This is a genomic window from Roseicella aerolata, assembly GCF_020523605.1.
GTDB classification, from domain to species: domain Bacteria; phylum Pseudomonadota; class Alphaproteobacteria; order Acetobacterales; family Acetobacteraceae; genus Paracraurococcus; species Paracraurococcus aerolatus.
Window position 1 is genome coordinate 1 of the sequence record NZ_JAJAQI010000031.1, and the last position, 23,162, is coordinate 23,162.

General features: G+C 71.4%; 20 protein-coding genes and 2 riboswitches. Of the genes, 15 read left to right on the forward strand and 5 right to left on the reverse strand.

What is annotated here, in order from left to right:
• Positions 1–396: 396 nt before the first annotated feature.
• The 3 genes from rnhA to ispH all read right to left on the reverse strand — a co-directional run bounded on the left by rnhA (position 397) and on the right by ispH (position 2,889).
• A complete protein-coding gene (gene rnhA, locus LHA35_RS18610; RefSeq protein ID WP_226610819.1) occupies positions 397–846 on the reverse strand; it encodes a ribonuclease HI in 450 nt (149 codons plus the stop codon).
• A complete protein-coding gene (locus LHA35_RS18615) occupies positions 836–1,816 on the reverse strand; it encodes a homoserine kinase (protein ID WP_226610821.1) in 981 nt (326 codons plus the stop codon). The genes rnhA and LHA35_RS18615 overlap by 11 nt, the downstream gene beginning before the upstream one ends.
• Positions 1,817–1,905: 89 nt before the next feature.
• Positions 1,906–2,889, reverse strand: coding sequence for a 4-hydroxy-3-methylbut-2-enyl diphosphate reductase (gene ispH / locus LHA35_RS18620; protein WP_226610823.1), 984 nt, complete (start codon positions 2,887–2,889; stop codon positions 1,906–1,908).
• Positions 2,890–3,014: 125 nt separating this feature from the next.
• Between ispH and LHA35_RS18625 the strand changes: the two genes are divergently transcribed.
• The 5 genes from LHA35_RS18625 (at position 3,015) to LHA35_RS18645 (ending at position 9,128) form a co-directional block, all read left to right on the forward strand.
• The gene (locus tag LHA35_RS18625) at positions 3,015–3,551 is read left to right on the forward strand and encodes a hypothetical protein (RefSeq protein WP_226610825.1); all 537 of its coding nucleotides are present in this window, start codon (positions 3,015–3,017) and stop codon (positions 3,549–3,551) included.
• Positions 3,552–3,651: 100 nt separating this feature from the next.
• A riboswitch (glycine riboswitch) is annotated at positions 3,652–3,755 on the forward strand.
• A 3-nt stretch (positions 3,756–3,758) separates the two neighbouring features.
• Positions 3,759–3,863: riboswitch (glycine riboswitch) on the forward strand.
• 49 nt (positions 3,864–3,912) lie between these two features.
• Positions 3,913–5,031, forward strand: coding sequence for a glycine cleavage system aminomethyltransferase GcvT (gene gcvT, locus LHA35_RS18630; RefSeq protein ID WP_226610827.1), 1,119 nt, complete (start codon positions 3,913–3,915; stop codon positions 5,029–5,031).
• 16 nt (positions 5,032–5,047) lie between these two features.
• Entirely contained in the window at positions 5,048–5,425 is a 378-nt protein-coding gene (gcvH, locus tag LHA35_RS18635) for a glycine cleavage system protein GcvH (protein ID WP_226610830.1), read from the forward strand.
• Positions 5,422–8,373 (forward strand): aminomethyl-transferring glycine dehydrogenase, encoded by a 2,952-nt coding sequence (gcvP, locus tag LHA35_RS18640; RefSeq protein WP_226610833.1) that lies wholly within the window; start codon positions 5,422–5,424, stop codon positions 8,371–8,373. Before gcvH ends, gcvP begins: the two co-directional genes overlap by 4 nt.
• A gap of 239 nt (positions 8,374–8,612) precedes the next feature.
• A complete protein-coding gene (locus tag LHA35_RS18645; RefSeq protein ID WP_226610835.1) occupies positions 8,613–9,128 on the forward strand; it encodes an NUDIX hydrolase in 516 nt (171 codons plus the stop codon).
• 4 nt (positions 9,129–9,132) lie between these two features.
• On the opposite strand, the gene LHA35_RS18650 is transcribed toward LHA35_RS18645, so the two are convergent.
• Complete coding sequence (locus tag LHA35_RS18650) at positions 9,133–10,773, reverse strand: flavin-containing monooxygenase (RefSeq protein WP_226610838.1); 1,641 nt, start codon at positions 10,771–10,773, stop codon at positions 9,133–9,135.
• Positions 10,774–11,356: 583 nt separating this feature from the next.
• Here LHA35_RS18650 and LHA35_RS18655 point away from each other — a divergent pair.
• The gene (locus LHA35_RS18655) at positions 11,357–12,886 is read left to right on the forward strand and encodes a hypothetical protein (protein ID WP_226610841.1); all 1,530 of its coding nucleotides are present in this window, start codon (positions 11,357–11,359) and stop codon (positions 12,884–12,886) included.
• Positions 12,887–13,027: 141 nt separating this feature from the next.
• On the opposite strand, the gene LHA35_RS18660 is transcribed toward LHA35_RS18655, so the two are convergent.
• Positions 13,028–14,293, reverse strand: coding sequence for an alpha/beta fold hydrolase (locus LHA35_RS18660; RefSeq protein WP_226610843.1), 1,266 nt, complete (start codon positions 14,291–14,293; stop codon positions 13,028–13,030).
• Between the two features lie 99 nt (positions 14,294–14,392).
• Here LHA35_RS18660 and LHA35_RS18665 point away from each other — a divergent pair, with 99 nt between their 5' ends.
• From LHA35_RS18665 to LHA35_RS18705, 9 genes are all read left to right on the forward strand, one after another.
• Positions 14,393–15,400, forward strand: a complete 1,008-nt coding sequence (locus LHA35_RS18665; protein WP_226610846.1) for a sodium-dependent bicarbonate transport family permease — start codon at positions 14,393–14,395, stop codon at positions 15,398–15,400.
• A 12-nt stretch (positions 15,401–15,412) separates the two neighbouring features.
• On the forward strand, positions 15,413–15,715 hold the full coding sequence (locus tag LHA35_RS18670) for a P-II family nitrogen regulator (protein ID WP_226610848.1): 303 nt from the start codon (positions 15,413–15,415) through the stop codon (positions 15,713–15,715).
• A 92-nt stretch (positions 15,716–15,807) separates the two neighbouring features.
• On the forward strand, positions 15,808–17,982 hold the full coding sequence (locus tag LHA35_RS18675; protein ID WP_226610851.1) for an acetate--CoA ligase family protein: 2,175 nt from the start codon (positions 15,808–15,810) through the stop codon (positions 17,980–17,982).
• 48 nt (positions 17,983–18,030) lie between these two features.
• Positions 18,031–19,149 (forward strand): Zn-dependent alcohol dehydrogenase, encoded by a 1,119-nt coding sequence (locus tag LHA35_RS18680; protein ID WP_226610853.1) that lies wholly within the window; start codon positions 18,031–18,033, stop codon positions 19,147–19,149.
• Positions 19,146–19,439 (forward strand): DUF6166 domain-containing protein, encoded by a 294-nt coding sequence (locus tag LHA35_RS18685; protein WP_226610856.1) that lies wholly within the window; start codon positions 19,146–19,148, stop codon positions 19,437–19,439. Before LHA35_RS18680 ends, LHA35_RS18685 begins: the two co-directional genes overlap by 4 nt.
• Before the next feature lie 210 nt (positions 19,440–19,649).
• Complete coding sequence (locus LHA35_RS18690; protein ID WP_226610858.1) at positions 19,650–20,363, forward strand: GntR family transcriptional regulator; 714 nt, start codon at positions 19,650–19,652, stop codon at positions 20,361–20,363.
• Between the two features lie 341 nt (positions 20,364–20,704).
• On the forward strand, positions 20,705–21,571 hold the full coding sequence (locus LHA35_RS18695; protein WP_226610860.1) for a sterol desaturase family protein: 867 nt from the start codon (positions 20,705–20,707) through the stop codon (positions 21,569–21,571).
• A gap of 5 nt (positions 21,572–21,576) precedes the next feature.
• Entirely contained in the window at positions 21,577–21,780 is a 204-nt protein-coding gene (locus LHA35_RS18700; protein WP_226610863.1) for a hypothetical protein, read from the forward strand.
• 159 nt (positions 21,781–21,939) lie between these two features.
• Positions 21,940–23,019 carry a hypothetical protein gene (locus tag LHA35_RS18705; protein WP_226610865.1) on the forward strand — a complete coding sequence of 360 codons (1,080 nt, stop codon included), beginning with the start codon at positions 21,940–21,942 and terminating at the stop codon, positions 23,017–23,019.
• Positions 23,020–23,162: the final 143 nt, after the last annotated feature.

The following is a 23,162-nucleotide window of genomic DNA, read 5'->3' on the forward strand; positions in this document are numbered from 1 at the left end:
AGGCCTGCCCACGACGCCACGCCATCGAAGCCTCCAGCCCAAGCTGGACACCTACGAATCACACCACCTCGCGCCGCAGCCAATCACAAGCCGATTCCAGCCAGGGCTACTCGGGTCTAGAGCAGATCGCGGGAGGCCGTGAACGACCGGATGCGTGAATCTGCTCTGCCATCAAGGAACTACAGCGGATTGGCGTTCAAGTTTGAACGCAATCCGCTGTAGAGCGGATCGCCGGTGGCCGTGAACGACCGAAGGCGTGAATCTGCTCGGAAAATAAGGAGCACCAGCGGATGGGCGTTCAGACAGGAACGCAATCCGCTGAAGCCCTCCCGTGGCCCCGGCCATCCGATACATCCGGGGCGAGGTCACTCGCCTCGCCGCACAGGAGGGGGCGGGCTAGCCCAGCCGCCGCCTGGCCTCGGTCGCCAGCCGGTCCGCCCGTTCGTTCATCGGGTCGCCGGCATGGCCGCGGACCCAGCGCCACTCCACCTGATGCGGCTTGGCCGCGGCCAGCAGGCGCTGCCACAGCTCCATGTTCGCGACTGGGTCCTTCGCGGCGTTGCGCCAGTTGTTGCGGACCCAGCCATTGATCCAGCGGCTGATGCCGTTGCGGACATATTCGCTGTCCGTGTGCAGCACCACCTTGCAGGGCCGCTTCAGCGCCTCCAGCGCGCTGATCGCCGCCATCAGCTCCATCCGGTTGTTGGTGGTCGCCGGATCGCCGCCCGAAAGCTCCTTCTCGACATCGCCGTATTTCAGGACCGCGGCCCAGCCGCCCGGCCCGGGATTCGGCTTGCAGCCGCCATCCGTCCAGATCTCGACCATCTGCGTCGTCTCAGAGGCCAAGGGAGGCAGGCCCCTCGGCGCGGGCGAAGAAGCGCAGCTTGCGCAAGTATTCCAACGGGTCCTTGCGCGTCACCAGCGCGCCGGCCGGCGTCGCGGTCCAGTCATACAGCCGGGTCAGCAGGAAGCGGATCGAAGCACCCCGGCAGAGCACCGGCAGGGCCTTCCGTTCGGCCTCGGAGAGGGGGCGGAGGCGCTGATAGGCCGAGAGCAGCGCATGCGCCTTGGTCACGTTGTAGGACCCGTCCGGTTCGAAGCACCAGGCATTCAGGCAGACCGCGATGTCATAGGCCAGCAGGTCGGTGCAGGCGAAGTAGAAGTCGATGAGGCCGGAGACGCGCGGCTTCCCCTCCGGCCCGTCCAGGAAGAAGACGTTGTCGGGGAAAAGGTCGGCATGGATCTGGCCGGTGGGCAGCGCGCCGGGCACCGGCCAGGTGGCGAGAATGCCGGCCAGCGCCCCGTCCAGTTCCGCGACCAGGCCGGGCTGCACCGCATCGCCGCCCGGTCGGCACCGGTCCAGCAGCGGCCCCCAGGCGGCCGGGCCCAGCCCGTTCGGCCGGACCTCATGGAAATCCGCGCCCGCCAGATGCAGCCGCGCCAGCGCGGCACCGAGCGGCGCGCAATGCTCCGGCCGCACCCGGCGTGGCCAGACGCCGGCCAGGAAGGTGCAGATCGCCGCCGGCCGGCCGGCGAGCGTCCGCAGCGCCTGCCCGTCCCGCGCCTTGACGGGCAGCGGGCAGTCGATGCCGCGTGCCGCGAGGTGCTCCATCAGGCCGAGGAACCAGGGCAGCTCGCGCGGATCGACCCGCTTCTCATAGAGGGTCAGGATGAAATCGCCGGCCTCGGTCTGCAGCGCGTAGTTGGAATTCTCCACGCCCTCGGCGATGCCGCGGAAGGCCCGCAGCGCGCCGAGCGGATAGGCGGCGAGGAAGGCGCGCAGCGCCTCATCCGTGACTTCGGTATAGACGGCCATGCGGGGCTTCTAACGCGGTCCGGCGCGCTCGCCCATGGGTTGCCTCGGCCCGCCGGCCAATGGCCGGGCCCATGGTCTCCCCGGCGCACTCAGGCCTGCAGCCCCGCCGGCAGCTTGAAGGTGATCCGCTCCTCGGCGACGATCACTTCCTCGATCGCCACTTCGAAGCGCTCACGCAGCCGGGCCAGCACCTCCTCCACCAGCACCTCCGGCGCGCTGGCGCCGGCGGTGATGCCGATGGTGGACAGGCCGGTGGCCAGGGCGAGATCGAGGTCGCGGCCGCGCTGGACCATCACCGCCTTCGGGCAGCCGGCGCGCTCCGCCACCTCCACCAGCCGCAGGGAGTTGGAGGAGTTGGGCGCGCCCACCACCACCATCAGCTCCGCCCGCGGGGCGATGGCCTTCACCGCCGCCTGGCGGTTGGTGGTGGCGTAGCAGATATCCTCCTTCGCCGGCGCGTGGATGTCCGGGAAGCGCTCGCGCAGCGCCGCCACGATGCCGGCGGTGTCGTCCACCGAGAGGGTGGTCTGGGTGATGAAGGCGAGCGGCACGCCCTCCGGCACCGGCACGGTGCGGGCATGCGCCTCGTCCTCCACCAGGGTGACGGTGCCCGCGGGCAACTGGCCCATGGTGCCGACCACCTCCGGATGGCCCGCATGGCCGATCAGCAGGATGTGGCGGCCGCGGCCGAAATGCTGCTCGGCCTCCCGGTGCACCTTGCTGACCAGGGGGCAGGTGGCATCCAGGTAGAAGAGCTTGCGGCGGGTTGCCTCGGCCGGGACGGATTTCGGCACCCCATGGGCGCTGAACACCACCGGCGCGTCGTCCGGCACCTCGTCCAGTTCCTCGACGAAGACCGCGCCCTGCCGTTCCAGGCTTTCGACGACGAAGCGGTTGTGCACGATCTCATGCCGGACATACACAGGCGCGCCATAGCGGCGAATCGCCTCCTCGACGATCTTGATGGCGCGGTCCACGCCCGCGCAGAAGCCGCGGGGGCCGGCCATCAGGACATTCAGGCGGGGCTTGCCGCTGCCGGCTGCGCTGGGGCGGACGGGGGTGATCTGGTCCATGGGTCGGGTTCGCTCGCGGGCCGCGGGTTGCCGTGCCGTGAGGCCGGCGGGCAGGGTGCCCCAGGGGTGTATACCTGGGGGGCACACTAGCCGCCGGGGCTTTGGGCTCAAGGGGGAAGATAGGGATGGGTTGGAGGTTTGTCCTGGCCGCGCTGCCGCTGCTCACGCTCATGGGTTGCGGCAACACTGGCGATACGCGGCTGCCGGTTGCCTGCCCGCGCCCCAGCCTGCTGGCGGAGGGGGCCGACCTGACCCGCTATCGCCCCGGCCCGGTGCGGGACCTGACCGCGCTGGAATGGGATGCGCGCCTCACCGGCATCAGCGGCGGCTGCAATCCCGGCCGCGGCAACCGCAGCATCGATGTCACGCTCTCGGCCGCCTTCACGGTGGAGCGCGGGGCGGGCGCGGAGGGGCGGGTGGTGGACCTGCCCTGGTTCGTCGCGGTGGTGGATGCGGAGAGCGAGCGCATCCTGGCCCGGCAGAATTTCGTCGAGCGCGTGACCTTCGCGCGCAACGAGATGCGCGTGACGGTCGACAGCGTGCCGGTCAGCCTGTCCCTGCCGGTCGGGGAGACCCGGCGCGCCGGCGACTACCGGATCTTCGTCTCCTTCCAACTGGATGAGGAGGACCTCGCGCTCAACCGCCGGCGCGGGCCGCGCTGAGACCCTTCCCAGGAAGGGCCGACCTGCGGCCGGGTCTGGCGGGTGCTGCCCCGCAGCAGTTGCATGGGCGGGCCGGTCCGGGCTAGACGGGGATACCCGCTGATCCCGCGCGGGAGAGAGGGGCTGCCCTGGCGACAGGCCGGCCTCCGCCGAAGGCGCAACCGGCCCCCGGAAACGCTCAGGCAGAAGGGCCGCGCGGGGAAGGGGCCTCTGGAAAGCCCACCGGCCTTTGCGGTTGCCGCAAGGCCCTGGCACCGACGGAGTAAGGCCCCGGCGACCGGGCGCCGAATCTCTCAGGTCACCGGACAGAGGGGGGCCACGGACTAGCAACTCGCGCCGCGGCATCGCGGCTGGGGGACCCGTGGCCGAATCCGAATCGCTTCTCGAAACCCCGCTCGGGGCCCTGCATCGCAGCCTCGGCGGGCGCATGGTGCCCTTCGCCGGCTATGCCATGCCGGTGCAGTACCCGGCCGGCATCATGGCCGAGCACCTGCACTGCCGCAGCGCGGCAGCACTCTTCGACGTCTCCCATATGGGACAGGCGGAGATCCTGGGCGCCGAGGGGGCGGAGGATGCCGCGGCGGCGCTGGAGCGCGTCACGCCCGCCGATATCCGCGCGCTGAAGCCCGGCCGGCAGCGCTACGGCCTGCTGATGACGCCCGAGGGCGGCATCTTCGACGACTTCATGGTGGCCAATCTCGGCGACCGGCTGTTCCTGGTGGTGAATGCCAGCCGCAAGCACCTGGACTTCCCGCTGATCGAGGCCGCCCTGCCGGCCGGCGTCACGCTGCGCCCGCTGCCGGACCGGGCGCTGCTGGCGCTGCAGGGCCCGGGCGTCGAGGCGGCGATCGCCCCGCTCGCCCCGGCGCTCGCGGCGCTCTCCTTCATGGGCGTGGCGCGGGCCGAGATCGCCGGCATCCCGGTGCTTGCCTCCCGCTCCGGCTACACCGGGGAGGACGGGTTCGAGATCAGCGTCGCCGCCGAACAGGCCGAGGCGCTGGCGAAGGCCCTGCTGGCCCTGCCGGGCGTGCAGCCCGCCGGGCTCGGCGCGCGCGATTCGCTGCGGCTGGAGGCGGGGCTCTGCCTCTACGGCCAGGACATCGACGAGACGACGAGCCCGGTCGAGGCGGCGCTCACCTGGGCCATCGGCAAGCGCCGTCGCATGGACTGGGACTTCCCCGGCGCCGGGCGGGTGCGGGAGGAGCTGGCGAACGGACCGAAGCGGCTGCGCGTCGGCCTGAAGCCGGAAGGCCGCCAGCCCGCCCGCGCCCATACCCCGATCCAGGCCGCCGACGGCACGCCGATCGGCGAGGTCACCTCCGGCGGCTTCGGCCCCTCCCTCAATGGCCCCATGGCCATGGGCTATGTCGCCCGCCCCCATGCCGGGGACGGCACGGCGCTGGAACTGCTGGTGCGCGGCAAGGCGCTGCCGGCCCGCGTCGCCGCCACCCCCTTCGTCCCCCACCGCTACAAGCGCTGACCCAGGAGCCGCTCCCATGCCCGAGCTGAGGTTCACCAAGGATCATGAGTGGGTCCGCCAGGACGGCGATGCCGCGGTGATCGGCATCACCGACCATGCGCAGAACGCGCTGGGCGACGTGGTCTTCGTCGACCTGCCGGAGGTCGGCCGGGAGGTCGCGGCCGGCGAGGCCTGCGCCGTGGTGGAGAGCGTGAAGGCCGCCTCCGACGTCTATGCCCCGATTGCGGGCCGGATCGTCGAGGTGAACAGCGCCCTCACGGAGGATCCCGGCCTGATCAACCGCGAGCCGAGCGGCGAGGGCTGGTTCTTCAAGTTGGAGCCGAAGGACCCGGCCGAGATCGCCGCGCTCATGGACGACGCGGCCTATGCCCGCTTCGTGGAGAGCCAGGCATGAGCGCGTCCGATCACGGAGGTGCAGGGGACCGGAGCCTGAATCGGCCGCGCCCGGACGGCGCCCTTGCCGAGCTTGCGGCGCTGGAGGACCACGCGGAATTCGCCCGCCGGCATATCGGGCCGGGCCCGGACGACATCGCCGAGATGCTGAAGGTGGTGGGCGCCGAGAGCCTTGAGGCCATGGCGGCGCGCACCGTGCCTGCGGCCATCGCGGGGGCCGACCTCTCGGCCCTGCCGCCGCCGGCGACCGAGGCGGAGGTCATCGCCGAATTGCGCGCGCTGTCCGAGAGGAACATCCGGAAGAAGTCGCTCATCGGCCTCGGCTATCACGGCACCCACACGCCGCCGGTCATCCTGCGCAACGTGCTGGAGAATCCGGGCTGGTACACCGCCTACACGCCCTATCAGGCGGAGATCGCCCAGGGACGGCTGGAGGCGCTGGTCAACTTCCAGACCATGGTGAGCGAGCTGGCCGGCCTGGCGGTCGCCAATGCCTCGCTGCTCGATGAGGGCACCGCGGCGGCCGAGGCCGTCGCGCTGGCGCATGCCGCGCACAAGGCCAAGGGCGACACGCTGCTGGTCGCGGCCGACCTGCATCCGCAGACGCTGGCCGTGGTGCGGGTGCGGGCCGAGCCCGTCGGCATCAAGGTCCTGGTCGTTCCGCCGACAGAGATCGCGGCGCGGGCCGGCGCGGAGAAACCCTTCGCCGTGCTGCTGCAATATCCGGGCACGACCGGCGAGGTGCGCGACCTCGCGCCCGAGATCGCGGCGGCGCATGCCGCCGGCGCCCTCGCCATCGTCGCGGCCGACCCTCTCAGCCTCTGCCTGCTGACCCCGCCGGGCGAGATGGGCGCCGATGTGGTGGTGGGCTCCACCCAGCGCTTCGGCGTGCCGCTCGGCTATGGCGGCCCGCATGCCGGCTACATCGCGGTGAAGGACGCGCTGAAGCGACTGCTGCCGGGGCGTCTGGTCGGCGTCTCGGTCGATGCGGCGGGCAGCCCGGCCATGCGCCTCGCCCTGCAGACGCGCGAGCAGCATATCCGGCGGGAGAAGGCGACCTCCAACATCTGCACCGCGCAGGTGCTGCTGGCCGTCATGGCCAGCATGTACGCCGTGTGGCATGGGCCGGAGGGGCTGCGGCGCATCGCCCGGCGCGTCTCGCTGCAGGCGCGGCTGCTGGCGGCGGCGGCGAAGCGCGGCGGCTTCGCGCTGCGGCACGAGGCCTTCTTCGACACCATAGCGATCGAGGCGGGCGACCGGGCCGAGGCGCTGGTGGAGCGCGCCCTGGCCCGCGGCTTCAACCTGCGGCGCGAGGCCGGGCTGGTCTGCATCGCGCTCGATGAGACCGTCACGCGGGACGACCTGGCTTCCCTCGCCAGCCTGCTGGGCGGCGGTGCGCTGGACGGGCTGGCACCGGCGGGCGGCCCGCCCGAGGCGCTGGCGCGGACGAGCCCCTTCTGCACGGCCGAGGTGTTCAACAGCCACCACAGCGAGCACGCCATGCTCCGCTACCTGAGGCGGCTGGAGGACAAGGACGTCGCGCTGAACCGCAGCATGATCCCGCTGGGGTCCTGCACGATGAAGCTGAACGCGACGGCGGAGATGATCCCCGTCACCTTCCCGGGCTTCGCGGACATCCACCCCTTCGCGCCGGCGGACCAGGCGACCGGCTACCTGGAGATGATCAAGCGTCTTGAGGGCTGGCTCTGCGCCGTCACCGGCTTCGCCGCCGTCTCCCTGCAGCCCAATGCCGGCAGCCAGGGCGAGTATGCCGGGCTGCTGGCGATCCGCGCCTTCCACCGCGCGCGGGGCGAGGGGCATCGCGACATCTGCCTGATCCCGTCCTCGGCGCATGGCACCAACCCGGCCAGCGCGGTGATGGCGGGGATGAAGGTGGTGGTCGTCGGCTGCGACCGCGACGGCAATGTGGACCTGGCGGACCTGAAGGCGAAGGCGGAGCAGGTCTCGGGCAGGCTGGCGGCGCTGATGGTCACCTACCCCAGCACGCATGGCGTGTTCGAGGAGGAGATCCGCGAGATCTGCGGAACGATCCATGCGCATGGCGGCCAGGTCTATATGGACGGCGCCAACATGAACGCGCAGGTCGGCCTGACCAGCCCGGCCGCGATCGGCGCCGATGTCTGCCACCTGAACCTGCACAAGACCTTCTGCATCCCGCATGGCGGCGGCGGCCCGGGCGTCGGTCCGATCGGCGTCGCCGCCCACCTGGCGCCGCACCTGCCGAACCACCCGCTGCACCCCGAGGCCGGGCCGGCGACGGGCTATGGCCCGGTCTCGGCCGCGCCCTTCGGCAGCGCCGCCATCCTGCCCATCTCCTATGCCTATATCCGCATGATGGGCGCGGAGGGCCTGACGCGGGCGACCCAGGTGGCGATCCTCAACGCCAACTACGTGGCGAAGCGGCTGGAGGCGCACTACCCCGTGCTGTATCGCGGCGCGCGCGGCATGGTGGCGCATGAATGCATCCTCGACTGCCGCGGCTTCCAGCAGGGCGGCGGCGTGCTGGTCGAGGACATCGCCAAGCGGCTGCAGGACTACGGCTACCACGCCCCCACCATGTCCTGGCCGGTGGCGGGCACGCTGATGGTGGAGCCGACCGAGAGCGAGCCGAAGGAGGAGCTGGACCGCTTCTGCGACGCCATGATCGCCATCCGCGCCGAGATCCGGGCGGTGGAGCAGGGCCGCGCCGACAAGGCGGACAACCCGCTGAAGAACGCCCCGCACACCGCGGCCGAGGTGATGGCGGCGGAGTGGAAGCACCCCTACAGCCGGGAGGAAGCCGCCTTCCCGCTGCCCTTCGTCCGCGCGCACAAATACTGGCCGCCGGTCAAGCGCGTGGACAATGTCCATGGCGACCGCAACCTGGTCTGCACCTGCGCGCCGCTGGAGGAATATGCGGAGCGGATGCAGCTTCAGGCGGCGGAGTGACCGGAGCAGGATCGCCCGAGGCCGCCCCGGCCGAAGGGCGTGAATCCTGCGATCAGACATCAGCAGGATCGCCCGAGGCCGCCCCGGCCGAAGGGCGAGACTCCTGCGATCAGACATCAGCAGGATCGCCCGGGGCCGCTCCGGCCGAAGGGCGAGACTCCTGCGATCAGACATCCTGGCCGCGGGGTCCGCTGCCCGAGGGGGAGAGGCCCTGGAAGGTCCTCTCCCGCCGCGAGGTGGTGCGCAACCGCCACCTGAACCTGGATGCCGAAGTGGTCGAGACGCGCAGCGGCGCGGTGCTCGACCCCTACTGGGTCATGTCCTATCCGGACTGGGTGCTGGTGGTGGCGCTGACGCCGGATGACCGGCTGGTGCTGGTCCGGCAATGGCGCCAGGGCGCCAGGACCTGGGTGCTGGAGCCACCCGGCGGCGTGATGGACGAGGGCGAGGCCGATCCCTGCGCCACCGCGGAACGCGAACTGCGGGAGGAGACCGGCTATGTCGCCGCGACGCTGCGGTTGGTCGGCTCCATCTGGTCCGACCCGGCGCACAACACCAACCGCATCCATATCGTGCTGGCGGAGGGTGCGACGGATACCGGCGCGCATGACCGCGAGGCGGGGGAGGAGCTGGAAACCGTGATCATGCCCCTCGCCGAGGCGCTGGCGGGGGTCGCGCGCGGTCTCTTCGTCCATGCCATGCATCTCGGCGGCCTGCTGCTGGGGCTGCAGGCCGCCGGCAGGATCCGGTTCTGAGCCGCTACTCCGCCGCCGCGGCGGCGGCGCGTTCCGGCGCCAGCCGGAAGCCCTCATAGCCCCTGGCCGCGATCTCGTCGCACCTCTCGCGGTAGGCGCCGACGCCGCCGATATAGGGCATGAAGACCCGCGGCTTGCCCGGGATGTTGGCGCCCATGTACCAGGAGGCGGCGGTGGGGTAGAGCGTGCGCTGCGCGACCTCGCTGCCATGCGCCACCCAGGCTTCCTGTGCCTCCTCGGTCGCCTCGACGCAGCCCTGGCCGCGCGCCTTCATGTGGCCCAGCAGGTCGCTGATCCAGTCCACATGCTGCTCGATCGAGACGATCATGTTCGACAGCACGGAGGGGCTGCCGGGCCCGGTGATCATGAACAGGTTGGGGAAGCCGGCAACCATCAGGCCGAGATAGCTGCGCGGCCCGTGCTCCCATTCCTGCGACAGCCTGCGCCCGTCGCGGCCCTGGAAGTCGATCTTCAGCAGGGCGCCGGTCATGGCGTCGAAGCCGGTGGCGAAGACGATGGCGTCGAACTCATGCTCGGCGTCGCTGGTGCGGATGCCGGTCGCGGTGATGGTCTCGATCGGCGTCCTGCGCAGGTTGACCAGCGCCACGTTCGGGCGGTTGTAGGTCTCGTAGTAGTCGGTATCGACGCAGATGCGCTTGGTGCCGATCGGGTGGTCCTTCGGCGCCAGTGCCTCGGCCGTCACCGGGTCCTTCACGGTGCTGCGGATCTTGTTGCGCACGAACTCCGCCGCGGTGTCGTTCGAGGCCTTGTTGAGGATCAGGTCGTGATAGGCGCCCATGAAGGCGGTGCCGCCATTCGCCCAGCGCCGCTCGTACTCCGCCAGGCGCTCCGCCTCGCTCACCTCGATCGCGGATTGCGGGTTGATGTCGTAGAGGATGCCGGTGCGCATGCTGCGCGCCTTGAGGCGCTTGGCGCGGTAGTCCGACTTCCAGGACTGCTCATAGGCTTCGTCCATCGGCGCGTTGCGCGACGGGATGGAGAAATTCGGCGTGCGCTGGAAGACGGTGACCTGCGCGGCCTCCGCCGCGATCACCGGGATGGCCTGGATCGCCGAGGACCCCGTGCCGATCACCGCGACGCGCTTGCCCGAGAAATCCACCTTGTGATGCGGCCAGTAGCCGGTGTGGTAGGTCTCGCCCCGGAAGGCGCTGATGCCCGGGATGTCGGGCAGGCGGGCGGCGGAGAGGCAGCCGGTCGCCATGATGCAGAAGCGGGCGGTGACCACATCGCCCTTGTCGGTGGTCACGGTCCAGCGGTCGGCCGCCTCGTCGTATGCCGCGCTCTCGACGCGGGTCTCGAAATGGATGTCGCGGCGCAGGTCGTAGCGGTCCGCCACATGGTTGGCATAGCGCAGGATTTCCGGCTGGGCGGCGAAGCGCTCGGACCACGTCCACTCCTGCTGCAGCGCCTCGTCGAAGGAGAAGCTGTACTGCATGCTCTCCACGTCGCAGCGCGCGCCGGGATAGCGGTTCCAGTACCAGGTGCCCCCCACGCCGTCCGCGGCCTCGATGATCCGGGCCGAGAGGCCGAGGCCCCGCAGCCGGTGCAGCATGTACATGCCACCGAAGCCGGCGCCGACGATGATGGCATCCAGGCTGGCGGGCAGCGTCTTGGTCTCGGGCATTCCTGGCCTCCGGGCCGCTTTGGGCCTTTGATTGATTGCAAGCTATCTATATCCGCACATGGGCAGGGGGCGGCTGTCAATGCCGATCTGGGTCGTTCGACCGCCCTCCGCCGGGGGCGCGCCGTGCGGAACCCGGCCGGGGGGCGCCTGCCTCGCCTGAATCGCCCGGGCGGGCGGCGCGGCGGTGCCGGCGCGCATCCTCCGCACGGCATGGGCGCGCGGAGGACGGATCGCCGGGCGTCCCTGGCGCGCCGGTTCAGATCCCCGGCGCTGGCGCATCCTCAGCCGCCGGACCGCCCCGGCAGGCGCAGCGCCAGTCCCGCCGGGCAGGCGGTTCCAGGTTTGTCCGGCAGGCAAAGATTGCAGTCTTCTTTTGCGGGCCTGAAGATTTTTCCATCTTTCTTGCGGCATGACGCATTTGGTCTTTTTATCGAACCGTTACACCGAATGCTCATTTGCCGGCCGCAGTCCAAATCAGGAGGGTTTGGGCCTCCCATCGAAACAGTTCCGAGATCGGTCCGGCATGCTGAGTTCCTACAGACCCAACCGGGAAGGCCGGCCTTTCACGGCATGGGCCGATAGGGTGCTCTGGCCCGGCCGCAGCCTGGCCTGGTCGCCCCAGGCCTGGCGCTGGCCTCTGCTGGCCATCATCGCCATCCTCTTCCTGCTGGACGTCCGGCCCGGGCAGCCCTGGGATGGCGACGGGGAACTCTTCATCCTCAACGCCCTGAACATCCTCCAGGGCCAGGGTTACGCCGCCACGGGCTATGTGGTGAACCCGTCGAATGCCATCCACCCCGCATCCTACCCCCCTGGCCTGCCGCTCATCCTGGCACCGGTGATCGGGGCGTTCGGCCTTGATTACGCCGCGATCAAGACGGTCCTCGCCGCCTGTTACCTGCTGACGATCGCCCTGGTCGCGGAAGTCTCGGCTGCGCGGCTCGGCGAGGGCTGGGCTCTTGGCGCGGTTGCGATCCTCGGCATGAATCCCTTTGCCTGGCAGTTCAAGGACGTCGTCTTCTCCGAGTTCCCCTTCATGCTGTTCGCCTATTCCGGCCTCTTCGCCTTCGAAAGGCTGGATGCGGCGACCCTGGACGGGCCGTCTGCCCGGCCCGCCCCCTGGTTATGGGCCGCAGCGAGCGGACTCGCGCTCGGCGCGGCCTATGAGGTGCGGGCGATCGGCGTCGTGCTCTTCGCTGCGGTGGGGCTGATCTGCCTCCTGCGATTTTCCCGGCTGCGCTTCTACGGCCTTCTCGTCCTGCTGCTGGCGGCGGCGGAGAGCGCCCTGATCAGCCGGATGTTCCCGGCCGATCTCGGGACCTATGTATCCTATTTCGAACACGCCTCCGGCGATCTGGTCGGCACCATCGCGCGCAGGGTCATCGTGAACTGCCGGGCCTATGCGAGCGCGGCGGCGGAGCTGCTCCGTGGCGGTGGCGGGCATTGGACGCCTGTCCAGGTCCTGCTCGTCGCTGCGGTGCTGGCCTGCTCCGCGCTCGGCGTTGCGCAGGCGCTGCGACGGCGGCCGACAGTGTTCGAAGCCTTCCTCCTGATCTATGTCGGCACGCTGCTGCTCTATCCCATCTCCCTGGAGCCGGCGCGCTATGCCTTGCCGGTCCTGCCGCTGGTCGTGGTCTATTTCCTGCTGGGCGTGCAGGGCTGGGCACGGCCGCGGCTCGGCCTTGCGGTGAAGGCAGCCGCGGTGGCCGCGGCCGTGGTGCTGCTCTACATGCCCCAGTTCCCGGAGCGGAGCCTCGCCTACGCGGCATCGGTGGACGACCCCGAAGCCATGGAGCTGTTCCGGGAGATACGGGATCGGGTGCCGGCCGATGCGCTCGTGCTCGGCTCCAAGCCCACGGTCATCGCCCTCTATGCCCAGAGGCGGGCGACCAATCCGCCGGCGCACCCGACGGAGGAGGCATTCTGGCATTTCGTCCGGCACAGTGGCGCTGCCTGGATGGTGGAGGCGAAGCTGCCGATCTATGACGAGGAGGTGGCGGAGCTGATGCCGCGGCTGCGGGACCGGCTGGAGCAGGTCTTCGAGAACCGGCTCTTCGTGCTGTACCGCATCCCGGAGGAAGGCCGAGGCCAGGGCGGGACGATGCCGCACTGACACGGGAATGCGGCGCCTGAGCGGCTCCGCTCATGCGGTCCCGCAGACATGCTGTTGCATGTCTGCGACGTCCGGCGCCGCCCTCGGCGGGCGTGAGCACCCCGAGGCGGCAGGGCCTGGCCGCGCCGCCAGGCGCTTCCTTCAGCCGGTCCGCAGCCTGTCCAGGATCGGCAGCAGATGCTCGGCAAACAGCGGCGGGTTCTCCGCGAAGGGGAAATGGCCGATGCCCGGCATCATGGCGAAGCGCGCGCCGGGGATGCGCGCCGCGGTCGCGGCGGAATGCTCGGCGGTGCAGGAATAATCGTATTCGCCGGTCAGCATGAACAGCGGGCAGCGCGCGATGTCGATGCGGTGCACCCGGTCCCGCGCATCCCATTCGCCCGAGTAGAAATCGATGTCGCGGGCGAAGGTGGCGTGGCCGCCCTGGCTGTAGTGCCACCAGACATCGGTGGCGCAGGCGGCCGGGGAGTGCGGGGCCATCAGCCCCTCGATCCATTCGGGGACGAAGATCGCCTGGTTCACCTGCGGGTGGTCGGCCCAGGGAGTCTTGCGGCCCTCGATATGCTCGCTCGCCTCGCAGGCGACGATGCCGCGGAAGGCTTCGGGGTGGCGGAGCGCGAGTTCCAGGCAGATCTCGCCGGACATGGAGGCGCCGAGGACGACCGGCCGCCGCAGCCCGGCGGCGCGGACGACGCCCATGATGAGCTGGACATAGCGCTCCGTGGTCAGCCGCCAGTCGCCGGGCGTCGCGCCGGGCGGGGGAGGGGACTTGCCATGCCAGGGCAGGTCGAAGGCGGTCAGCCGCCAGTGTCGGGTGATGCGGCGGTCGGCCATCAGCCGGTGGAACTGCCGGCCGTCCGCCCCGGCGGTGTGCAGGCAGAGCAGGTCCAACCCCTCATCGCCCGCCGGGCCGGCCTGCTCGGCATGGATGCGATAGGCCGTCCCCTCCGCCGCCACCGGCAGGTAGCGGCCGGTGATCGCCGCGGTCTCCGGCTCCTCGAGCGGCGGGCGGAGGCTGTCGGGCACCGGGGCGGCCCTGCCCATGGCCAGCCAGCGGCCGATCTCGAGCACCCGCCGCGCCAGGTGGCAGTGCTGGACGAAGGCCAGCTCCTCCCCCCGCAGGGCGAATTCCGGCACGCGCATGCGCAGGGCGAAGAGGCTGTGATGGTGCCGTGGCGGCAGGGGCTGCAGGGCCCGCGCCCAGACCGCGGCGGGTGCCGAGAGGGTGAAGGCCGCCGTCTCCGGCGCCGGGCCGAAGGCGAAACCCGCGGCCGCCCCGTCGCTCTCGAAGGCGAAGCGCACCGCCGCATGCCACCCCTGGCGGCGCAGCAGCGCATCGCCTTCCGCCGCTGCCCGCCAGGCGGCCAGGAATCCCGCCGCATCGGCCACCGGCCAGCCTTCGCCCATGGCTGTTCCCTTCCCTCATCTGGCACCCATTGAGGCATTCGCGCGCGCGGTGGGCAACCAGGCGTCGCAAAATCGGGCGCGCTATGGCAAGAGGCGCGCGTGTCCGACATCGCTGCCCTCATCCCGCCCCCCGTCCTGTTCTTCGCGCTCGGCTTTGCGGCCGGCGCGGTGCGCTCCGATCTCTCCGTGCCGGAAGCCCTGGCCAAGGCGCTCTCGCTCTATCTGATGGTCGCGATCGGCCTGAAGGGCGGCGCCGCGGTCGCCACGCCCGGCGCGTCGGAGGGGCTGCTGCCCGCGCTCGCCGGCGGCGTGCTGCTCGGCCTGCTGCTGCCCCTGCCGGCCTTCGCCCTGCTGCGCCTGGCGACGCGGCTGGACCGCGACACCGCGGCGGCGGTGTCCGCCCATTACGGCTCGGTCAGCGTGGTCACCTTCGCCGCCGCGGCCGGCGCGCTGACCAGCGCGGGCATCGCCTATGAGGGCTTCATGCCGGCCGTGCTGGCGGCGATGGAGACGCCCGCGATCCTGACCGCGCTGCTGCTGGCGCGCATGGGCAATGGCGTGGACAGGCCGCCGGGTGACGGCGCCGGCGCGATCTATGGTGCCGGGCCACCGGCCGCGCCGGTGTCGCATCTGCTGAAGGACGTCTTCCTCAACGGGTCGGTCGTGCTGCTGCTCGGCAGCTTCCTCATCGGCTGGATCGGCGGGATGCCGGCCAAGGCGCAGCTCTCGGTCTTCACCGAGGGTCTCTTCCCGGGCGCGCTCTGCCTCTTCCTGCTGGAGATGGGGCTGGTGGCGATCCGCCAGCTCCGCGCGGCGGGCCGGGGGCTGGAGCCGGCGCTGATCGGCTTCGGCCTCCTCATGCCGCTGCTCGGCGCCGCGGGCGGGCTGCTGGTGGGGCATCTGGCGGGGCTCTCGCCCGGCGGGCGGGGGCTGATGACGGTGCTCGCGGCCAGCGCCTCCTATATCGCGGTGCCGGCGGCCATGCGCCTGGCCCTGCCGCGGGCGGATGCGGGGGTCTATGTCACCCTCTCGCTTGCCGTGACATTTCCCTTCAACGTGGTGGTCGGCATCCCGCTCTATCTCTGGGCGGCGGGCGCGACGGGGTGAGGGAACAGGACCATGCATGCACGCAAGCGGATCGAGATCGTGGTGGAGGCGGTCCGCGCCGAATCGGTGACGGACCTGCTGGACCGGCTTGGCGCGCCGGGCTGGACCATCCTGCCGGTCACCGCCGGGCGTGGCCGGCAGGGGCTGCGGCGCGGCGGCGATCCGGGCGGCGTGTTCGACAATGTCCTCATCCTCTGCATCGCCTCGGCCGAGGTCGCGGCGCGCGTCGTTGCGGCGCAGCAGGAATTGCTGGGCGCCAAGCCGGCGATCGTCAGCATCTCCGAGACCGAGGTGCTGCGGGCGGAGCATTTCTGACCCCTCGCCCGGGTTGACCCTCCGCACCCCCGGATTACCCTGACCCGATCCAGGACAGGCGCGCGTCAGCGCCGATAACGGGGGAGGGGCGATTGCAGCAGCACCGCAGCACCGGAGATGCGTCCGGCAGGCCGGGACCGGAGCCGCTGCGCGACCCGGCCACGCTCCGGCGGCTGCTCTCGCCGCGCAGCATCGCTGTCATCGGCGTCTCGGCCGAACCCACGCGCTTCGGCGGCCGCACCGTCACCAACCTGGTGAATTTCGCCGGCCCCGTCTGGGGCGTGAACCCGAAATATGCCGGCCAGGCGCTGCATGGCCGGCCCTGCGTCGCCAGCCTGGACGACATCCCGGACTCGCCGGACTGCGTGCTGATCGCCCTGCCGCGCGAGCAATTGCTGCCCGCGGTCGAGGCCTGCATCCGCAAGCGGGCGGGCGGCATCATCGCCTATGCCTCCGGCTATGGCGAGACGGGCCTGCCCGAGCGCATCGCGGAGGAAGCGGCGCTGCGCGACCGCTGCCGGGAAGCGGGGCTGCCGCTGGTGGGCGTGAACTGCCTCGGCATCGTCGATCATGTGCTGAAGGCCGGCGTCACCTTCATGCCGGAATACCCGCGGCTGGTCGCGCCGGCCGGGGGCGTCGCCATCACCAGCCAGTCCGGCGCGCTGGGCTATGCGCTGATGCAGGCGGCCGAGCGCGGCTTCTCCGTCTGCCACATGACGACGGCGGGGAACGCCACCGATCTCGATGTTTGCGACCTCGCGGCCTATCAGCTCTCCATGCCGGAATGCCGCGCCGTGGCGCTGGCGGTGGAGGGCTTGCGCGACGGCCGCCGGCTGATGCTGCTCGGCGAGGCGGCGCGCAAGGCGGGCAAGCCGATCGTCGCGCTGAAGCTCGGCCGCGGCGAGGCGGGGGCGGCGGCGGCCGTCTCCCATACCGGCTCGCTCGCCGGCAGCGCGGCCGCCTGGAGCGCCGCCTTCCGCCGCGCCGGCATGGTGGAGGTGGAGGATTTCGACGCGCTGCTGGAGACCGCCGGCCTCTTCGCCAAGGCGCCGCCGCCGAAGGCGCGCGGGGTTGCCATCATCACCCCCTCGGGCGGCGCGGGCATCATGGCGGCGGACCAGGCGGAGGCGCTCGGCCTCTCCATGCCGCAGCCGCGGCCGGAGACGGAGAAGGTGCTGCGCGCCGCCATCCCGGATTTCGGCGCGCCGCGCAATCCCTGCGACCTGACGGCGCAGGTGGCGAGCAACCCGGCCAGCTACGACGCCTGCATGGAGGCGATGCTGTCCGACCCGCAATATGGCTGCGCGGTGATCCCGGTGGTCTATTCGCACCACGCGACGACGCAGCTGCGGATGGAGGCGCTGCGGCCCTATGCCACGAAATTCGGCAAGCCGCTGCTGATCGCCTGGATCCCGGAGCAGCTGGAGGGGCCGGGCGCCTTCGCCGCCGACAGCGTGCCGGAACTCGTCCTGTTCCGCTCCATGCGGCGGCTGATGAAGGCGGTGCAGCTCTGGCAGGACCACTACGCGCAGCGCGAGGAGGGGGCGGTGGCGAAACCGGCCGGCCTCGCCGGGGCGCTGGCGGCGCTGCCCGCTGGCGACGCTGTCCTGACCGAGGCCGATGCAAAGGCGCTGTTCGCCAGGGTCGGCGTGCCGGTGGTGGAGGAGCGGCGGGCGGCGACGCCGGAGGCAGCGGCGGAGGCCGCCGCCGCGCTCGGCTTCCCGGTGGTGCTGAAGCTGGACAGCCCGGACATCGCGCACAAGACCGAGGTCGGCGGCGTGAAGCTGAACCTCGGCGATGCCGCGGCGGTGCGCGCGGCCTTCGCCGGGATCATGGCTTCCGCGAAGCAGCACGCGCCGCAGGCCCGGCTGGAGGGCGTGCTGGTGCAGCGCATGTCCCGCAAGGGCGTGGAGCTGATCCTGGGTGGGCGGCAGGACGGGCAGTTCGGGCCCATGGTGCTGGTCGGCACCGGCGGCGTGCAGGCCGAGCTGTGGAAGGATGTCGCACTCGACATCGCCCCGGTCTCGCCGGCGCGGGCGGAGCGGATGCTGCGCAGCCTGAAGGGCTTCCCGCTGCTGGACGGCTTCCGCGGCGCACCGAGGGCGGATGTGGCGGCGGTGGCGCAGGCGGTCTCGGCTTTCTCCGTGCTGCTGGCCGAGGCCGGCGCGCGCATCCAGGAGGCCGAGGTGAACCCGCTGATCGCCGGCGACTGGGGCTGCCTTGCCGTGGACGGCTTGGTGCGGTGCGGGGCGGACCCGCAGGCATAGAGGCGGGTGCGGGAGGATACCTCCTCCCGCATTCCTGGGGAGGATGTGATGAAGGACGGGCTCTCATGCCGCGCCGCGGTGCTGCGGGAGGTCGGCCGCCCCATGGCGATCGAGCGCATCGCCATCGGCCCACTGCAGCCCGGCGACGTGCTGGTGACGGTCGAGGCCGCCTCGCTCTGCCACACCGATCTGGAGGTGATCGAGGGCCAGCTCGGCCTGGCGCTGCCGGCGGTGCTGGGGCATGAGACCGCCGGCCGCATCGCGGCGCTGGGGGAGGGCGTCACCTCGCTCGCGGTCGGTGATCCCGTCGTGCTCTCCTGGAATCCGCATTGCGGCCATTGCTTCTACTGCGCGCGGGCGCAGCCGATCCTCTGCGAACCCTATCGCGCGAATGGCCCCAGGGCCGTGCATTTCGATGGCCGGCCGCGGCTGCGCTGCGATGACGGCGGCACGCTGCACCAGCTGATGTATCTCGGCGGCTTCTCCGAATACGTGGTGGTGCCGGCGCAGCAGGCGGTGCGGATGCCGCCCGGCATTCCCGCCGACCGTGCCTGCCTGCTCGGCTGCGCGGTGATGACGGGCTTCGGCGCGGCGACGCATGTCGCCGGCATCGCATGGGGCGCGACGGTGATGGTGATCGGCGCCGGCGCGGTCGGCCTCGCCGCCATCCAGGGCGCGCGGCTGGCCGGGGCAGGGCGGATCATCGCGGTCGATCCCAACCCGGCGCGGCGGGCCATGGCGGAGCGCGCCGGCGCCGCCACGCTGTGTGACCCGAAGGCTGCGGATCCTGCGGCGCTGGCCGCGTCGCTCACCGCCGGCCGCGGCGCCGATGTGGTGATCGAGGCGGCGGGCGTGCCGGCCGCCTTCCGCATGAGCATGGAGGCGGTGCGGCCGGGCGGGCAGGTGGTCTGGCTCGGCAAGGTCGGCGTGCAGGAGGAGGTCGCCTTCCGCTGGGGCGCGCTGATGCAGGAGAAGCGGATTACCCGCAGCAGCTATGGCGGCGCGCGGCCGGCCGAGGATTTCCCGGCCATGGCGCAGGCCTGGCTGGACGGGGCGCTCGACCTGGACAGCCTGATCACCGCCCGCATATCGCTTGAGCAGATCAATGAGGGCTTCGCGGCGCTGAAGCGCGGTGAGGCGATCCGGTCCGTGGTGGTGTTCCCATGAAGATCTATGAGGGCGGGCGCGGCCTTGCGGGCGCGCAGGTGACGGTGGATGGCGCGCCGCTGGACCCGCGCTTCGACGTGAAGTGCTTCTCGCCCATGGGCTTCGAATGGACCTATGAGGGCGACGGGCCGCGCCAGCTTGCCCTCGCGCTGCTCTGCGACCATCTGGGCGATCCGCGACGCGCGCTGGACCTCACCGAGGGCTTCATGCGCTCGGTTGTCGCGGAACTCGACAATGCCTGGATGCTGACGAGCGAGGAGATCGAGGCGGCGTTGCCGCACCAGGCCTGACGGACGATCGGGCCACGCAAGCGAGCCGTGTGGATGCCTTGGCGTCCACCGGACCCCGCCTGCGCGGCCCGTCACCTACCCTCCCCAAACTCGGCTTTTTTCTGCCTTTGCGAGTGATATATCTCTCGCGTCCCAAGAGTGTCCCAAGGCGCTGCCGGCTGTCAATGGATGGTGGTTGCCTGAATCGATTTGAGCCGCGATAGCTGCGCCATGCCCCAATCCCTCTCTGCGCGCCGCCGTGCCGGCCCGCCGCCGCGCCGCCGCCGGGCTGCCCCCGATGCCGATGCGACGCTGACCGAGCAGGCCTATCGCGCCATCGAGGAGGCGATCGTCACTCTCGACCTTGCTCCCGGCGAGGTGGTGAGCGAGGCGCAGCTCTCGCAGCGGCTCGGCTTCGGCCGGACCCCGGTGCGCGAGGCGCTGCAGCGCCTCGCGCGGGAGCGGCTGGTGCGCATCCTGCCGCGGCGGGGCATCGTCGTCGCGGCGGTGGATGTCGGCGAGCAGCTTCGCCTGCTGGAGGTGCGGCGGGAGATCGAGCGGCTGATCGCCCGCACCGCGGCGCGCCGGGCCGATCCGGCGCAGCGGGCGCGCTTCGCTGAGATCGCCGAGGGCATGGAGCAGGCCGCCGCCTCGGAGGATGAGACCGGTTTCCTGCGGCTCGATCGCGCGCTCAACCTGCTGGTCCTGGACGCGGCGCGGAACGAGTTCGCCGCTGCGGCCATGGCGCTGATGCACGGGCTGTCGCGGCGCTTCTGGTTCATCCATTGGCGCCGGGCGGCAGGCCTGCCGCAGGCAGCCGCGGTGCATGCGGCGCTGGCGCGCGCCATTGCGGAAGGCGAGCCGGAGCGCGCTGCCGCCGCCTCCGATGCGCTGATCGACTATATCGAGGCCTTCACGCGGGCGACGCTGGCACCGGAACGCTAGGGCCGATCGCGCGCGGGCGCGATCGGCCGGACGCCTGAAGCCATTTGAGGAAGACGGGGCAGGGCGGATCGGCGTCCGAGCCGCAGGCCATCCGCCGGAGGCGCCTGGTGCTGCGTCCGGCGGTCCGGCCAATGTCCGGGCCGGCAGTTCGCGCCGCCGGGATGCATCCATTCAGGCGAGGTTGGCCCGGGCGCGGATCGCCGAGGAGGCGTGAACGCCCGGGCCCGCGGATCCCGCGAGGGTCACGGCCCGTTGCGCATGGCGTTCGGGAAGGAGCCCCGGGCCGCCGCCTCCGCGCCGCGCCGGCAATGCCGCCTTGACCCCGCTGACGCGCGGCTGATATGTCAGCGCCACGCAAGGGCAGGGAGACGGGCGCCATGGACGGCACCGCGACGAATGCGACGGCCGCGCTGAAGCGGGAGCGCCTCTCCCGCCGGCAACAGGCCTTCCGCGCCGATTTCCGGGCGAAGATCGGCGCGCTCTATCATGGCTGGGCGCATGTCGCGCTGATCTACGCCATCGGCGGCGCCGCCATCTGGTACTGCGCGCGGCAGATCGGCTCCCCCGCCTGGTACGAGTGGCTGGTGGTGCCCGTGGCCTTCGTCACCGCCAACATCTTCGAATGGTGGATCCACAAGTACGTCATGCACCGGCCGCTGAAGGGCCTGATGGGCATCTACAAGCGGCACACCCTGGCGCATCACCAGTTCTTCACGGAGAACGAGTACACCATCGACGACACGCGCGACTTCCGCATCGTGTTCTTCCCGCCCTATGCGCTGATCACCTTCCTTGCGATGTCGCTGGTGCCGGCCTGGCTGCTGAACCTGGCGGGCTTCCCGGATGCCGGCTGGCTGCTGCTGATCACCAATACCGCGCTCTACCTGAACTACGAATTCTTCCATTTCTGCTGCCATGTGAAGGATGACCGGATCGTCCGGCACATTCCCTTCATCAACACCATCCGCCGCCACCATGCCGCGCACCACAATACGGCGATCATGATGGAGCGGAATTTCAACCTGACCTATCCGATCGCCGACTGGCTGTTCGCCACCAGCGACCTGAAGCGCGGGCTGCTCGGCCACCTGCTGAACGGCTATGATTCCCGCTTCGTGCGCGGCGACCTCAAGCGCGTGCGCAACACCCTCGATGATCCGCAGGCCGGTGCGCCGAAGGCGCGCGGGCCGGTCATGGCGGCGGAGTAGCACCCATGGCCGCGCTCACGCCGCTCGATGGCGGCGGCATCAAGACCTCCCGCGCCTCGCTCTTCGGCGGCATCGCGGTGGCGATCGGCGTCTTCGTGCTGTGGGTCGTGCTCGCGCGCGATCTCGGCGCGGCAGGAGTCGCCTCCCTGGCCATTGGCGCGGTGGTCAGCGGATTGATCGGCCTGTGGATCTGGCGCGCCGATCTGTAGCGTTGCGGGCGCATTGGCGGCCCGGTCCACAACCCTACGCTTTCGTCCTGGGGACGTGCTGCACCAGGACTTGTTGAACCGTATGCAATCACGGGATTGCAACCACCCTGTCCTGCCTCCGTTCCCTAAGCAAAGAGAAGCAATCGGGGGAGGCGGCAGGTGGACGAGGAGGCAGGGCTGCACCCAAGGGGCGCGTGGCGGGAAGCGCCGGCGCAGGATCCCGTGCAGGGCTCGGCCGGCTTGCTGCGGGCGCTGCCCGAAGGCTGGGCGATGCTGGGCCGCTGCCGCACCGGTGCCGCGGGGCCGGCAAGCTACCCGACCGGCTGCTACGCGCTTGCGCATCCGACGACCGGAATCGCCCTGGTGGATGTGGCGCCGGACGTCACGCCGAATGCCGAGGCGAGGCTGCGGCGCGCCCTGGGCGCGGCGAATTTCTGGCCGGCCTTCCCGGGCTATCTCCCGGTCTGGCATGGCCGGATCGAACTGGCCGCCTGGCGATCGCTGCCGGGCATCATGGCCGAGGGCTTTTCCGAACTGCCGCCGCTGACGGTGCCGGGCAGGGGCGCCTGGATCGCCGCCGCGCGCTCGGCGCTGGCCGAGGACGGGGCCTGGGAGGTGCCGGGTGCCGCCCCACGCGGGCCCAGACCACTGGTGCCCGTCGCCGTGCCGCTGGATGAGGAGGAGGATGCCGCGCCGCCCCGCCGGCCCTGGCGCGGGCGCCTCGGCCTGGTGCTCGGCTTCGCCGCGACCTTCGCCCTGGGTCTGGCGAGCGGGATGGCGCTGCTCTCGGGCGAGGCGCCACCGTCTGGCCCCGCCTCGGCCGGCCTGGCCACCATGCCGGCGCCGCTGCCGGTTGCCATGCCGACGGCCACGCCGTCACCGCCCGGCGAGGCGATACGGCCGGAACAGGCCATGGCCGCGCCGGAGCCGGCCGTGTCGCCGCCCCCACCCGCGCCCCAGCCGGTCATCGAGGCGGCGGTGCCGCCGCCGGCCGCCGCCCCGGCCAGCGCAGAGGCGCAGGATGCCGCCGGCGCGGACCCGATCGAGCCGGCCGAGGCCGTCCCGGACGAGTTGCCCCTGCCGCCCGAGGCGCCGAAGGCGCCCGTGCAGAGAGCCAGCCAGCCGCGCGAGCGCATCGACCGGGCCTGCAGCCAGGCGCTGTACCGCTACCAGCTGGGGCAGCCCCTGACGGCGGCCGAGGCCGCCTATCTGCGGGATGGCTGCGTGACGCGGCGGTGAGGCCGCGGCGGGCGCCGCCCGCCGCCGGATGGCCGATCCCGGCCCTCCGCGCAGCGGCCGCCACAGCGGATGGCGTTCATGTCTGACCGCCCATCCGCTGCGGCTCTATTGTCTCTCGGGCGGATTCACGCGCCTCGGAGTTC